Genomic DNA, 13,196 nt, shown 5'->3' on the forward strand with positions numbered 1-13,196 from the left:
ACTGCCGCCGTCGGCCCGGGTTTCAGCCGACGATGGCGTCCGACGGTGGGGTGAACTGGCGGGTCGGGGTGCCCTTGAGACCGTCGCGCAGGGTCTGGGCGACCGCGTTGACCGGCACCTGGGACTGCCCGTCGCCGACGGCGTTGAACGGGTTGTCCGGGTCGGCGATGAAGCTCGCCGCCGCCAGTTCCGGGGTGTAGCCGACGAACCAGGCCGACCGGGTGCTGTCCGTGGTGCCGGTCTTGCCGGCGACCGGACGGCCCACCGTGCGGCGGACGCTGTCCGCCGTCGACCAGCCGCCGCAGGTGCCCTTGGCCGGGGTGTCGCCGGTGGGGCAGCGGGCGGCGTCGGTGGCGGCGCGGGCCGCGTCGGCGTTGACCACCTGCCGGCAGCGGGGCTTGGCCACCTCCCGTTCGATGCCACCGGCGGTCCGGTACGTGGCCGGGGTGCCGTCCCGGTTGGTGATCGAGTTGACCGGCATCGCCTCGCAGTACCGGCCGTCGGCGGCGATCGCGGCGTACGCGTTGGCCATCTCCAGCGGGGTGGCGTCGGAGACGCCCAGGGTGAACGCGCCCCACTTCTTGGCCTTCGCCGGTGACGCCTGCTCCTTGTCGACGTCGGTACGCCAGCGCAGGCCCAGCTGTTCCGCGAGGTGCACCCCCCGGTCCGCGCCGATCTTCTCCTCCAGCTGGACGAAGTAGGTGTTCACCGACTTGCCGAACCCGGACCACATGGTCTGCCGGCCGGTCATCGCCCCGCTGGCGTTGGACGGCGCCCACCCGTCGTAGACGGCAGACTTGTACCGGTACGGCGAGTCGAACGCGGTGGACAGCGGCATCCCGGCGTCCAGGGCGGCCAGCATCGGGAACATCTTGAACGTCGAGCCGGCCTGGTAGCCCGGGAGGGTGCCGCCGCCGAGCAGCGGGGCGACCGTGTTCGGGTAGTTCGCCTTCATCTTCGGATCGGCCTCGGGGTTCGAGCTGGGTCCGTTCTCGCTGACGTCCAGGGAGTACGTCCGGTTCACCGCCATCGCCTTGATCCGTCCGGTGCCCGGTTCGGCGACCACGATCCCGTTGGCGAAGGGACTGTCGACGCGGTCCTTCGCACCGACGTTCTTCTCGGCGGCGGCCTGCACCTTGGGGTCGAGGCTCAGCACGATCCGGTAGCCGCCCCGGCGCAGCTTGTCCATCCGCTCCAGCCGGTTCTCCCCGAACGCGGGCTGCGCGCTCCACCAGTTCTTCACGTAGTCGCAGGCGAAGCCCCAGGTGTTGTACTTGTTGGGGATCGCGGCGCAGTCGTTGGCCGGGGTGGTGGGTCGGGTCCGGATGGGTTCGCTCTTGGCCACCGCGGCGGCGTCCGGGGACAGGTAGCCGAGCTGGGTCATCTTGTCGAGCACGTAGTTGCGCCGGCCGGTGGCCTCCTTCTGGTCCGAGCTGAGCGGGTCGTACTCGGAGGGGGACTTGACCAGGCCGGCGAGGGTGGCCGCCTCGACGGGGGTGAGGGTGGCCGGGGTCTTGGAGAAGAAGATCTGCGCCGCCGCGTAGATGCCGTACGCCCGGTGGCCGAAGTACGCCGAGTTGAGGTAGCGCTCCAGGATCTGCTCCTTGGTCAGCTCCTTCTCGATGTCCAGCGCCATCCGCATCTCCTTGACCTTGCGCAGGCTGGTCTGCTGGGTGGCCTCCTGGACCTCCTGCGGCGTCTGTGCGCTGTCCCGTAGCGCCATCCGGACGTACTGCATGGTCAGGGTGGAGGCGCCCTGGGAGACGCCGCTGGAGCGGGCGTTGGCCACGAAGGCACGGGCCACGCCCTTCGGGTCGACGCCCGAGTGCTGGTAGAAGCGGTTGTCCTCGGCGGCGACGATGGCCTGCTGGATGTTCGGCGACATGTCCGACAACTTGGTGTACTGCCGGTACTCCTCGTAGAACATCGTCAGGATCGTCGTGCCGTCCGGCGCGTAGAGGTAGGACGTCTCGGCGGGCAGGGCGGTGCGCAGGATGTTCGTCTTGTGCTCCACGGCGTGCGCGGTGGCCTTGGCGCCCAGGCCGGTCACGGCGGCCAGCGGGTACGCCACGGCGGCGAGCACGACGCCGGCGATCAGCCCGGCGCGGAGGAGGGGAACGGAACGGCCTGCGGCGGAAAGGGGTCGATTGCTCACCTGGTCAAGTTATGACATTTCCGAATCATCCATGAGAAGAACTCGTGAACGCCTCCGAGGTGCGGCCCCATGCCGTGATGTGGCCCACGCCGGGATCGGCTGTCCCCCGCGCCGGCTTCCCGGCAGGATCGCGGTCATGCGTGGGCAATCGACCGGCACCGAGCCGCCGACCGGCCCGGGGCCCGTCGTTCCCGGCCCGCCGACCGGCCCCGGGCCCGCCGGCACCGGGCCGTCCGCCGGCACCGGGCCGTCCGCCGGGACCGAGCCGTCTGCCGGGACCGAGCCGGATCTCGCGCACCACGGGGACGCCGAGGCCACCCCCGGCCTGGTCGATCTGGCCGTCAACGTGCGCCGCGACCCGATGCCGGACTGGCTGGCCGGCCCGCTCACCGCCGCCCTCGCCGACCTGACCGGCTACCCCGACCCCCGGGAGGCCCGGGCCGCCGTCGCCGCCCGGCACGGCCGCCCACCGGCGGAGGTGCTGCTCACCGCCGGTGCCGCGGAGGGCTTCGTGCTGCTCGCCCGCGCCCTGGGCGGGGTACGCCGGCCGGTGGTGGTGCACCCGCAGTTCACCGAGCCGGAGGCCGCGCTGCGGGCCGCCGGGCACCGGGTCGAGCGGGTGCTGCTCGACCCGGACGACGACTTCCGGCTCGACCCGGCCCGGGTGCCGGCCGACGCCGACCTGGTCATGATCGGCAACCCGACCAACCCGACCTCGGTGCTGCACCCCGCCGCCGACCTGGCCGCCCTGGCCCGGCCCGGCCGGGTGCTCGTCGTCGACGAGGCGTTCGCCGACACCACAGGCGTACCCGGCGTCGAGGGTGAGCCGGAGTCGCTCGCCACCCGCCGCGACCTGCCCGGCCTGGTGGTGGTGCGCAGCCTCACCAAGACCTGGGGCCTGGCCGGCCTGCGGATCGGCTACCTGCTGGGTGAGGCCGCGCTGCTGACGCGGCTGGCCGCCGTCCAGCCGCTCTGGGCCGTCTCCACCCCGGCGCTGGCCGCCGCCACCGCCGTCGCGTCCCCGACCGGGGTCGCCGCCGAGCGCGCCATCGCCGCCCGGCTCGCCGTCGACCGCGATCACCTGGTGCGCCGCCTGTCGGCCCTGCCCGGGGTACGCGTCGTGGGCCGACCGGCCAGCGCCTTCGTCCTGATCCACCGCCCCGGGGCCGACCGGTTGCGCCAGGTGCTGCGCGAGCGCGGGTGGGCCGTCCGACGCGGTGACACCTTCCCCGGGCTGGGGCCGGACTGGCTGCGGATCGCCGTCCGCGACCCGGCGACCACCGACGCGTTCATCGAGGTACTGAGGGAGATCCTGGAGGCATGATGCTGGAGACGACGATCGCGGCGATCGGTGCGCTGGACGGGTCGGCGATGACCGCAGCCCGGGACCTCCAGGCCCGGCTGACCAAGCCGGCCGGCTCACTCGGCGCCCTGGAGGAGCTGTCCGTACGCCTGGCCGGCCTGGCCGGGGCCTGCCCACCGCCGCTGCCCGAACCGGCGGCGGTCGCGATCTTCGCCGGTGACCACGGTGTGCACGCCCAGCGGGTCACCCCGTGGCCGCAGGAGGTCACCGCCCAGATGATCGGGAACTTCCTGGCCGGCGGGGCGGTGGTCAACGCGTTCGCCCGACAGGCCGGCGCCTCGGTCACCGTGGTCGACGTCGGCGTGGCCGCGCCGCTGCCGTTCCCGCCCGCCGACGCCGCGCCCGCCGACGTGCCCGCCCCGACCGGCACCACCCTGGCACCGCCGCGTCTGCTCGACGCGAACGTACGGCGGGGCACCCGGGACATGACGGTCACCGCCGCGCTCACCCGGGACGAGGCGCGGGCGGCGGTGGAGGTCGGCATCCGGGTCGCCGGTGAGCTGCTCGACGCCGGGGTGGGCGTGCTGCTCACCGGCGACATGGGGATCGCCAACACCACGCCGGCCGCCGCGCTGATCGCCGCGTTCACCGGGGTGGACCCGGCCGAGGCGACCGGCCGGGGCACCGGGGTGGACGACGAGACGTACCGACGCAAGGTCGGCGTGGTGCGCGCGGCGCTGGACCGGCACCGGCCCGACCCGGCCGACCCGCTGGGGGTGCTGGCCGCCGTCGGTGGCCTGGAGCACGCGGCGCTGACCGGGCTGATCCTCGGCGCGGCGGCCCGCCGGGTGCCGGTGCTGCTCGACGGGGTGATCGCGGTCAGTGCCGCGCTCGCCGCCGCCGCCCTCGCCCCCGACGCGGTCGGCGCGATGGTCGCCGGGCACCGCTCCGCCGAGCCGGGCGCCACCGTGGCGCTGCGGCACCTCGGTCTCGACCCGCTGGTCGACCTCGGGCTGCGCCTCGGCGAGGGCACCGGCGCGCTGCTGGCCCTGCCGGTGGTCACCGGAGCGGTCCGGGTACTGCACGAGGTGGCGACATTCGACGCGGCGGGGGTTTCCGAGAAGTGAGCACCAACCCGTACCCCCTCGGCCTGCGGCTCGCCGGACGCCGGGTGGTCGTGGTGGGCGGCGGCGCCGTGGCCAGCCGCCGGGTGCCCGCCCTGCTGGATGCCGGCGCGGACGTCCTGCTGGTCGCCCCCGAGGTGACCCCGGCCCTGCAAGCGCACGTCGACGCCGGACGGTTGCACTGGCGGCCGCGCCGGTTCGCCCCCGACGACCTCGACGGGGCGTGGCTGGTGCAGGTCGCGGTGGACGATCCGCTCGCCGCCGCCTCGGTCAGCGCCGTCGCCGCCGAACGGCGGATCTTCTGCGTCCGCGCCGACGACCGGACGGCGGCCACCGCGTGGACCCCGGCGGTCACCCGGCACGGACCGGTGACGGTGGCCGTGCTGGGCGGCGGGGACCCGCACCGGGCGATGGGGGTCCGGGACGCCGTCCGGGAGCTGCTCGCCGCCCGGACGGGCCCGCTCGTCGACCCCGGGGAGGTCGACCCGGGCGAACCGGTGGCGGACGCGCCCCTCGCGGGCCCGCCGGAGCCGACGCCGGTCGGGTCCGGCGACGCCGCGACCCGGCCGGGTGGCCCGGTCGGTCGGGTGTCGCTGGTCGGCGCGGGACCGGGCGACCCGGAGCTGATCACCGTGAAGGGGTGGCGGCTGCTCACCGAGGCTGAGGTGGTGGTCGCCGACCGGCTGGTGCCCGGGTTGCTCCTGGACGAGCTGCGCCCCGACGTCGAGCTGGTCGACGCCGCGAAGATCCCCTACGGGCCGTCCCGCGCCCAGGAGGAGATCAACCGGATCCTGGTCGACCGGGCGCTCGCCGGCAAGGTCGTGGTACGCCTCAAGGGTGGCGACCCGTACGTCTTCGGGCGTGGCGGGGAGGAGCTGCTGGCCTGCGCGGAAGCCGGCGTACCGGTGACCGTGGTGCCCGGGGTGACCAGCGCCGTGGCCGTGCCGGCGGCGGCCGGTGTCCCGGTGACCCACCGGGCGGTGGCGCACGAGTTCACGGTGGTCTCCGGCCACGTCGCCCCGGACTCGCCGGTCTCCCTGGTGCGTTGGGAGGCCCTCGCCGGCCTGCGGGGCACCCTGGTGGTGCTGATGGGGCTCAAGAACCTGGCCGCCATCGCCGACACCCTGACCCGGCACGGCCGGGACGCGGCCACCCCGGTCGCGGTGATCCAGGAGGGCACCACGGGTGGTCAGCGCAGCCTACGGTCGACGCTCGGCGCGGTGGCGGCCGACGTGGTCGCGGCGGGGCTGCGGCCCCCGGCCATCGTGGTGATCGGCGACGTGGTCGACGCCCTCGCCACCTGACCCCGCCGGCCGCGCCCACGGGGGGTGATCTGCTCCCGTTCGCGGAGGTGGCGGTGTCCCCGCCCGGGGACACCGCCACCTCCGACCAGATGAGTCGATCTACTGCTTGAGCATGTTGTCCAGCAGCAGGGCGCAGCGGATCAGCCCGAGGTGGCTGTACGCCTGCGGGTGGTTGCCCAGCCCCCGCTCGGCCAGCGGGTCGTACTGCTCGGGGAGCAGCCCGGTCGGACCGGCGGTGTCGACCATCTGGGCGAACAGTTCCTCGGCGTCGGTACGCCGACCGGTGCGCAGGTACGCCTCGATCAGCCACGCCGTGCAGATGTGGAAGCCGCCCTCGCGGCCCGGCAGACCGTCGTCCCAGTGGTAGCGGTAGACGACCGGGCCGCTACGCAGATCCGCCTCGATCTTGAGCACGGTGGAGAGGAAGCGCGGGTCGTCGCCCGGGAGCAGGCCGGACAGCCCGATCCAGAGCGAGGAGGCGTCCATGTCCTCGTCGCCGTACGCGACGCTGTACGCCTCGACCTCCTCGTGCCAGCCGTTCTCCAGCACGTTGGCGCCGATCCGGTCGCGCAGCTCCACCCACTCCGGCCGGTCCTCACCGTCGTGCTGACGCACCACGTGCAGGGCCCGGTCGACGGTCATCCAGCACATCACCTTGGAGAAGATGTGGTGCCGGGGTGGGAGGCGGGCCTCCCAGATGCCGTGGTCGGGCTCGTGCCAGCGGCGGCGGACCGCCTCGACCATGTTGTCCAGCACCCGCCACTCGTCGTCGCGGACCGAGCCGCGGGCGTCGGCGACGGCCGCGATCAGGTCGGCGATCGGGCCGAAGACGTCCAGTTGGAGCTGGTGGTTGGCGAGGTTGCCGACCCGGACCGGCCGGGAGCCGGCGTACCCGGGCAGGGTGTCGATGACCGCCTCGGCACCCAGCTCGTAGCCGTCCACCGTGTAGAGCGGGTGCAGCCGCTCGGGGTGCCCGCCGGTGCGCTCGATGCAGCCGTCGACCCAGCGCAGCAGCGCCTCGGCCTCCTCGATCGAGCCGAGGTCGACCAGGGCCCGCGCGGTCATCGCCGCGTCGCGCAGCCAGCAGTACCGGTAGTCCCAGTTGCGGACGCCGCCCAGCTCCTCCGGCAGCGAGGTGGTCGCCGCCGCCAGGATCGAGCCGGTCGCCTCGTGGCAGAGCCCGCGCAGGGTGAGTGCGCTGCGGGCGACCAGGTCCCGGGCGGTGGCGGGCAGCCGCAGCGAGGCCACCCAGTCCTTCCAGGGCTGCTCGGCCTTGGCCTGCCGGTCGTGGACGGCGACCGCGTGGTCCTCCAGGCTGTGCGTGCCGAAGCGCAGCTCCAGCACCACCTGGCCGCCGGTGGCGGAGAGGTCGACCACGGCGTGCGCGGTCTCGTAGCCGCCGTCGTTGCGGACCTGCCAGGTCACCCCGGGGGAGTAGAGCGCGACGGGTTCGTTGGAGCCGAGCACCAGCAGGCCGTCGTCCGACGGCTGGAGCTGGGTGGCGACCTGACCGAACTCCGGGCGGGGGGCGAACTCGATGCGGGCCCGGCCGGAGCCGGTGAGCACCCGGACGAGGGTGGAGTCGCCGGTGATGACGGCCGGGCCGTCCGGGGTGGTCTCCCGGGCCGGTAGGTCCAGCCAGTCGGTGACGGTGAGCCCCGACCAGCGGGTCTCCACGGTCATCGTGCCGTTGCGGTAGCGCTGGCCCAGCGGGATGCCGCCGCGCTCCGGCCCGACGGTGAAGTGCCCGGCCGGGCTGCCGCCGACCAGGTCGGCGAAGATCGCCGCCGAGTCGGGCTTGGGGTGGCAGAGCCAGCTGACCTTGGCCTCGGGGGTGAGCAGCGCGACGGTACGCCCGTTGGCCAGCATCGAGTGCCGTTCGATCGGCACCGCCCGCTCGCCGAAGAGCCAGTGCCGTCGGGTCTCCAGCAGCAGGCCGAGCGCCCGGGCCGCCTCGATCGGTTCGGCCACCCGGTAGTGCGCCTGGGTGTCCCCGGGGCCGATCTTGATGCCGAGGTCGGGGCCGCGCAGGGTGCCGAAGGCGTTCTCGTCGGTGACGTCGTCGCCGATGAAGAGCACCGCGCTGGCCGAGAGCTGGGTGCGTAGCTGGTCGACCGCGGTGCCCTTGTGGGTGGCGACCACCGACAGCTCGATGACCTCCTTGCCCTGGGTGACGGTGACGTCGTCCCACTTCGCGGGCCCGTTGCGGACGGCCTCGACGGCGGCGGCGGCGACCTGCGGGTCGACCCCGCGGGTGTGCACCGCGACGCTGGCCGGCTTGCGTTCCAGCCGTACCCCCGGGTGGGCCTGGGCGATCTCACGCAGCGCGTCGCGCAGCCGGGTGCGGACCGCGACCAGCTCGGGGGAGAGCCGCTCGACGAAGCCGATGTCGAACTCGGAGCCATGGCTGCCGACGAGGTGGATCTCGTTGGGCAGCCGGGACAGCGCGGCCAGGTCGCGCAGCGCGCGCCCGGAGACCACCGCGACGGTGGTCTGCGGCAGCGCGGCCAGGGCCCGGACGGCGGCGACCGACTCGGGCAGCGGCACCGCCTTGCTCGGGTCCTCGACGATCGGCGCGAGCGTGCCGTCGTAGTCGCAGGCGACCAGGAGCTGTGGTACGCGGGCGATGCGTCCGATCGCGGCGAGCAGCTCCGGGTCCATCGTCCCGGCGGCGGGGGTGATGATCTCGGCGGTGGGGGCGTTCACTCGGCCTCCGTCCCCGGTGCGCCCAACTCGGTCAGAAAGGACTTCGCCCAGTGCCCCACATCGTGGGTGCGCAGATGACGTTGCATGATCCGCATGCGTCTGCGGGCCTCCGGCTTCTCTACGTGTACAGCCCGCAGGAGGGCGTCCTTGACGGCGTCGGGGTCGTGCGGATTGCACAGGAACGCCTGACGCAGCTCGGTGGCCGCGCCGGCGAATTCGCTGAGCACGAGCGCACCGCCCTGGTCGGCGCGCGATGCGACGTACTCCTTGGCCACCAGGTTCATTCCGTCTCGCAGCGGGGTCACCATCATCACGTCGGCCGCGACGTACATCGCGGCCAGTTCGGAGCGACTGTACGACTGATGCAGATAATGCACCGCAGGCACGCCGACCCTGCCGAATTCGCCATTAATCCGACCAACCTCGCGTTCCACCTTGACCCGAAGTGCCTGGTAGTGCTCCACGCGCTCGCGGCTGGGCGTGGCGACCTGCACCATAACCGCGTCCGGAACTGTCAACTTTCCGTCAGAGAGGAGTTCCCGGAAGGCCTTGAGGCGGAGTTCGATGCCCTTGGTGTAGTCGAGCCGGTCGACGCCCAGGATGATCGTCTTCGGGTTGCCCAGCTCCTCGCGGATCTGCTTGGCGCGGGCCTGGATCGCCGGGTCCTCGGCCAGCCGCTCCATCTCCTTGGTCTCGATGGAGATCGGGAAGGCGCCCGCCTTCACCTGCCGCCCGTCGACCTGGATCATCTGGCCCTCGTAGCGCAGCCCGAGCAGGTGCCGGGCCAGCCGGACGAAGTTCTGCGCCGCCAACCGCTGCTGGAAACCGACCAGGTCGCTGCCGAGCAGACCGCGCAGGATCTCGGTACGGAACGGCATCTGCATGAACAGCTCGATCGGCGGGAACGGGATGTGCAGGAAGAAGCCGATCTTGAGATCCGGCCGCAGCTCGCGCAGCATCGCCGGGACCAGCTGGAGCTGGTAGTCCTGCACCCAGACCGTCGCGCCCTCGGCCGCGACGTCCGCCGCCGCCTCCGCGAACCGGGCGTTCACCAGCCGGTACGCCTCCCGCCAGCGACGCTTGTAGGCGGGGGTCTCGACTGCGTCGTGATAGAGCGGCCAGATGGTCGCGTTGGACTGGCCCTCGTAGTAGCGTTCCAACTCCTCGGCGCTCAACGGCACCGGATGCAGGCGGATGCCCTCCAGGTCGAACGGCTCCGGGGCGGCGCCGGTGCCACCGGCCCAGCCCACCCAGGTGCCCCGGTGTTCGGCCAGGACGGGGTGCAGCGCGGTGACCAGCCCACCCGGGCTGCGTCGCCACTGCCGCCCCTCGGGTGTGCTCACCTCGTCGACCGGCAGTCGGTTGGCCACAACGACAAAGGAGCTACGGACGGTCACGATCGGCCACCTCCGGGTGCTGACGGGTCCACCGCGATGAGCGTACTGAGCGTAGCTGCGGCATCTGGGACCCCGTGCCGGAGTTACCTACCCTTCCCACGCCCGCTGAACCCGTACCGTGATCTTGTCAACATCACCAGCTCAGCGGTAGCGAAAGTGACGAGGACCCGACCTGGCGGGGTGATGTGGGCGCGGCGGGCCGTACCTGTCAGGATTGACGGTGGCGTGCGTGTGGCCGGCCCCCGGCCGGCGGCGGGCGAAGTCGCAGCCCGCGCCGCGCCGCCGTCCAAGGCGACAGCAATCGACGGAGGTAGCCCGCACCGTGGCCCAGTTCATCTACGTCCTGGAAAAGGCGCGCAAGGCGCACGGCGACAAGGTCGTGCTCGACAACGTGACGCTGAACTTCCTGCCGGGGGCCAAGATCGGTGTGGTCGGCCCGAACGGCGCCGGTAAGTCCAGCCTGCTGAAGATCATGGCAGGGCTCGACAAGCCGAGTAACGGCGAGGCCCGGCTGATGCCCGGCTACACCGTCGGCATGCTCGCCCAGGAGCCCCCGCTCAACGACAGCAAGACCGTGCTCGGCAACGTCGAGGAGGCGGTCGCCGAGACCAAGGCCAAGCTGGACCGGTTCAACGCCATCGCCGAGCAGATGGCCACCGACTACTCCGACGAGCTGATGGAGGAGATGGGCCGGCTCCAGGAGGAGCTGGACCACCTCGACGCCTGGGACGTCGACTCCAAGCTCGAACTGGCCATGGACGCGCTGCGCTGCCCGCCGCCGGACGCCGACGTCACCCAGCTCTCCGGTGGGGAGCGTCGCCGGGTCGCCCTGTGCAAGCTGCTGCTGGAGGCCCCCGACCTGCTGCTGCTCGACGAGCCCACCAACCACCTCGACGCGGAGAGCGTCTCCTGGTTGGAACAGCACCTGGCCAAGTACGCGGGCACCGTCATGGCGATCACCCACGACCGGTACTTCCTCGACAACGTGGCCAACTGGATCCTGGAGCTGGACCGCGGCCGGACCTACCCGTACGAGGGCAACTACTCCACCTACCTGGAGAAGAAGGCCGCCCGGCTGGCCGTCGAGGGTCGCCGCGACGCCAAGATGAAGAAGCGGCTCACCGAGGAGTTGGAGTGGGTCCGCTCCAACGCCAAGGCCCGCCAGACCAAGTCCAAGGCCCGCCTGGACCGCTACGACGAGATGGCCAGCGAGGCGGAGAAGACCCGCAAGCTGGACTTCGAGGAGATCCAGATCCCGCCGGGCCCGCGCCTGGGCAGCACGGTGATCGAGGCCAACCACCTCAGCAAGGGCTTCGGCGACCGGCTGCTGATCGACGACCTGTCCTTCTCGCTGCCGCGCAACGGCATCGTCGGCATCATCGGCCCGAACGGCGTCGGCAAGACCACCCTGTTCAAGACGATCGTCGGGCTGGAGCAGCCGACCGACGGCGAGGTCCGGGTGGGCCCCACCGTCTCCCTGTCGTACGTCGACCAGAACCGGCAGGGCCTCGACGGCGACAAGACGGTCTGGGAGGTCGTCTCCGACGGGCTCGACTACCTGATGGTGGGCAAGGTCGAGATGCCGTCCCGGGCGTACATCGCCGCCTTCGGGTTCAAGGGACCCGACCAGCAGAAGCCGACCAAGGTGCTCTCCGGTGGCGAGCGCAACCGGCTCAACCTGGCGCTCACCCTCAAGATCGGCGGCAACGTCATCCTGCTCGACGAGCCGACCAACGACCTGGACGTCGAGACGCTGTCCAGCCTGGAGAACGCGCTGCTGGAGTTCCCCGGGTGCGCCGTGGTCATCTCCCACGACCGGATGTTCCTCGACCGGGTCGCCACCCACATCCTGGCCTGGGAGGGCGACGACGAGAACCCGTCGAAGTGGTTCTGGTTCGAGGGCAACTTCGACGCGTACGAGAAGAACAAGATCGACCGGCTCGGCGCCGAGGCGGCCCGCCCGCACCGGGTGACCTACCGCAAGCTGACCCGCGACTGAGCATGGCGGACCGTTTCGTCTACCACTGCACCCTGCGCTGGTCCGACCTGGACGCGTACGGCCACGTCAACAACTCGCGCTTCCTCACCCTGTACGAGGAGGCGCGGGTGGCGTTGATGTTCGCCGGCGGCAAGGCGTGGGGGGTCGGCTCGTTCGCCGACGGGGTCGTCATCCGCCGGCACGAGGTCGACTACCTGCGCCCGGTCGACTACGCGCTCGGTCGGGCCACCGCCCAGGCCGCGCCGACCGTCCGGATCGAACTGTGGGTGGAGCGCATCCGGGCCGCCTCGTTCACCGTCGCCTACGAGTTGTACGACGGTGAGGTGCTGGCCAGCACCGCCCGCTCGGTGCTGGTCCCGTTCGACCTGGTCGAGAAGCGGCCCCGGCGGATCAGCGACGACGAACGGGCCTTCCTGGAGTCGTGGGCGCTGACCGACGGGGCGGCGTGAACGGCGGGCCCACCGTCCGACCCGGGCACGGGCTGGCCGGTGCCGCCGACGCGGGAGCCTTCCTGGCCCGGCTGGTGCGCCTCGACCCGGCCGCGGTGGTCCGGTTACGCCCGCTGCCCGACGTCGGCCGTACCGCCCTCTGGGCCCGGTTGCCGTGGGACGTGCTGGTGGTCCGGACGGTGGCCGGCCTGGCCCCCGCCGACGTGACCGTGGTGGCGGCCGAGTTGCTGGCCCGGTTGGCGGCGGCCGACGCCGCGTTGCCTCCCGGCCGCGACGACCGGTGGCGCTGGCCGTTGCCGCCGGGGGCGAGTCGACCGGTCGAGGTGCTGCCCGCGGCCGGGTTGCGGCGGATCGCCGAAGCCGCGGCCGGCACCCTGCGCACGGCCGCCACCGAGGGGGTACGCGGCCGCGCGGTGGGGCAGCGGGTGCTGCGCGACGCGTTGCTCGACCACGTCGCGGTGACCGTCACGCCGGACGCCGACCCCACCGAGCCGGTGGAGGTGACCCAGCGGTTGGTGCAGGGGGTGGTCCGGATGGGCTTCCTCGGCCCGGCCGAGGTGACCGGGGCGCAGGAGGTCCAGGTGCGGGTGGCGGGCCGGTGGGTCGGCCTGGTGGGACCATATGGAGCCGCCTGGTCGCGGAAAGTTTCGGATCTCGCAATTCGTCCGGCACGGGATCAGCCGAAAGTATGACCCCGGCTCATTCTTCCGGGTTGGTGCTGCCGTTGGGGGGGTGTCTCAACCCGGCTGTCCGGGTACC

General features: G+C 72.6%; 9 protein-coding genes. 6 read left to right on the forward strand and 3 right to left on the reverse strand.

Annotated elements, in window-relative coordinates:
• Window positions 1-22: 22 nt before the first annotated feature.
• Entirely contained in the window at window positions 23-2,155 is a 2,133-nt protein-coding gene (locus AB0B63_RS06605) for a transglycosylase domain-containing protein (protein ID WP_208570447.1), read from the reverse strand.
• 136 nt (window positions 2,156-2,291) lie between these two features.
• Between AB0B63_RS06605 and cobC the strand changes: the two genes are divergently transcribed.
• Genes cobC through cobA form a run of 3 tightly spaced genes read left to right on the forward strand, consistent with a single transcriptional unit; the run spans window position 2,292 to window position 5,886 of the window.
• Entirely contained in the window at window positions 2,292-3,479 is a 1,188-nt protein-coding gene (gene cobC, locus AB0B63_RS06610) for an Rv2231c family pyridoxal phosphate-dependent protein CobC (protein WP_357015097.1), read from the forward strand.
• Window positions 3,479-4,585: a nicotinate-nucleotide--dimethylbenzimidazole phosphoribosyltransferase gene (gene cobT, locus AB0B63_RS06615; protein WP_357015182.1), complete on the forward strand. Its 1,107-nt coding sequence runs from the start codon at window positions 3,479-3,481 to the stop codon at window positions 4,583-4,585. Before cobC ends, cobT begins: the two co-directional genes overlap by 1 nt.
• A complete protein-coding gene (gene cobA, locus AB0B63_RS06620) occupies window positions 4,582-5,886 on the forward strand; it encodes a uroporphyrinogen-III C-methyltransferase (RefSeq protein ID WP_357015100.1) in 1,305 nt (434 codons plus the stop codon). Before cobT ends, cobA begins: the two co-directional genes overlap by 4 nt.
• A gap of 99 nt (window positions 5,887-5,985) precedes the next feature.
• On the opposite strand, the gene otsB is transcribed toward cobA, so the two are convergent.
• Together otsB and AB0B63_RS06630 are read right to left on the reverse strand one after the other, a co-directional pair.
• The gene (gene otsB, locus AB0B63_RS06625) at window positions 5,986-8,547 is read right to left on the reverse strand and encodes a trehalose-phosphatase (protein ID WP_208570485.1); all 2,562 of its coding nucleotides are present in this window, start codon (window positions 8,545-8,547) and stop codon (window positions 5,986-5,988) included.
• 41 nt (window positions 8,548-8,588) lie between these two features.
• The gene (locus AB0B63_RS06630; protein WP_208570450.1) at window positions 8,589-9,989 is read right to left on the reverse strand and encodes a trehalose-6-phosphate synthase; all 1,401 of its coding nucleotides are present in this window, start codon (window positions 9,987-9,989) and stop codon (window positions 8,589-8,591) included.
• A 322-nt stretch (window positions 9,990-10,311) separates the two neighbouring features.
• Here AB0B63_RS06630 and ettA point away from each other — a divergent pair, with 322 nt between their 5' ends.
• From ettA to AB0B63_RS06645, 3 genes are read left to right on the forward strand one after another with little or no spacing between them, the layout of a single operon-like run.
• On the forward strand, window positions 10,312-11,988 hold the full coding sequence (gene ettA / locus AB0B63_RS06635) for an energy-dependent translational throttle protein EttA (RefSeq protein WP_219464347.1): 1,677 nt from the start codon (window positions 10,312-10,314) through the stop codon (window positions 11,986-11,988).
• Between the two features lie 2 nt (window positions 11,989-11,990).
• Window positions 11,991-12,437 (forward strand): thioesterase family protein, encoded by a 447-nt coding sequence (locus AB0B63_RS06640; RefSeq protein ID WP_208570452.1) that lies wholly within the window; start codon window positions 11,991-11,993, stop codon window positions 12,435-12,437.
• Window positions 12,410-13,129 (forward strand): hypothetical protein, encoded by a 720-nt coding sequence (locus AB0B63_RS06645; protein ID WP_208570453.1) that lies wholly within the window; start codon window positions 12,410-12,412, stop codon window positions 13,127-13,129. The genes AB0B63_RS06640 and AB0B63_RS06645 overlap by 28 nt, the downstream gene beginning before the upstream one ends.
• Window positions 13,130-13,196 lie beyond the last annotated feature (67 nt).

It is taken from the genome of Micromonospora sp. NPDC049081, from assembly GCF_040648835.1.
GTDB classification, from domain to species: Bacteria; Actinomycetota; Actinomycetes; order Mycobacteriales; family Micromonosporaceae; genus Micromonospora; species Micromonospora antibiotica.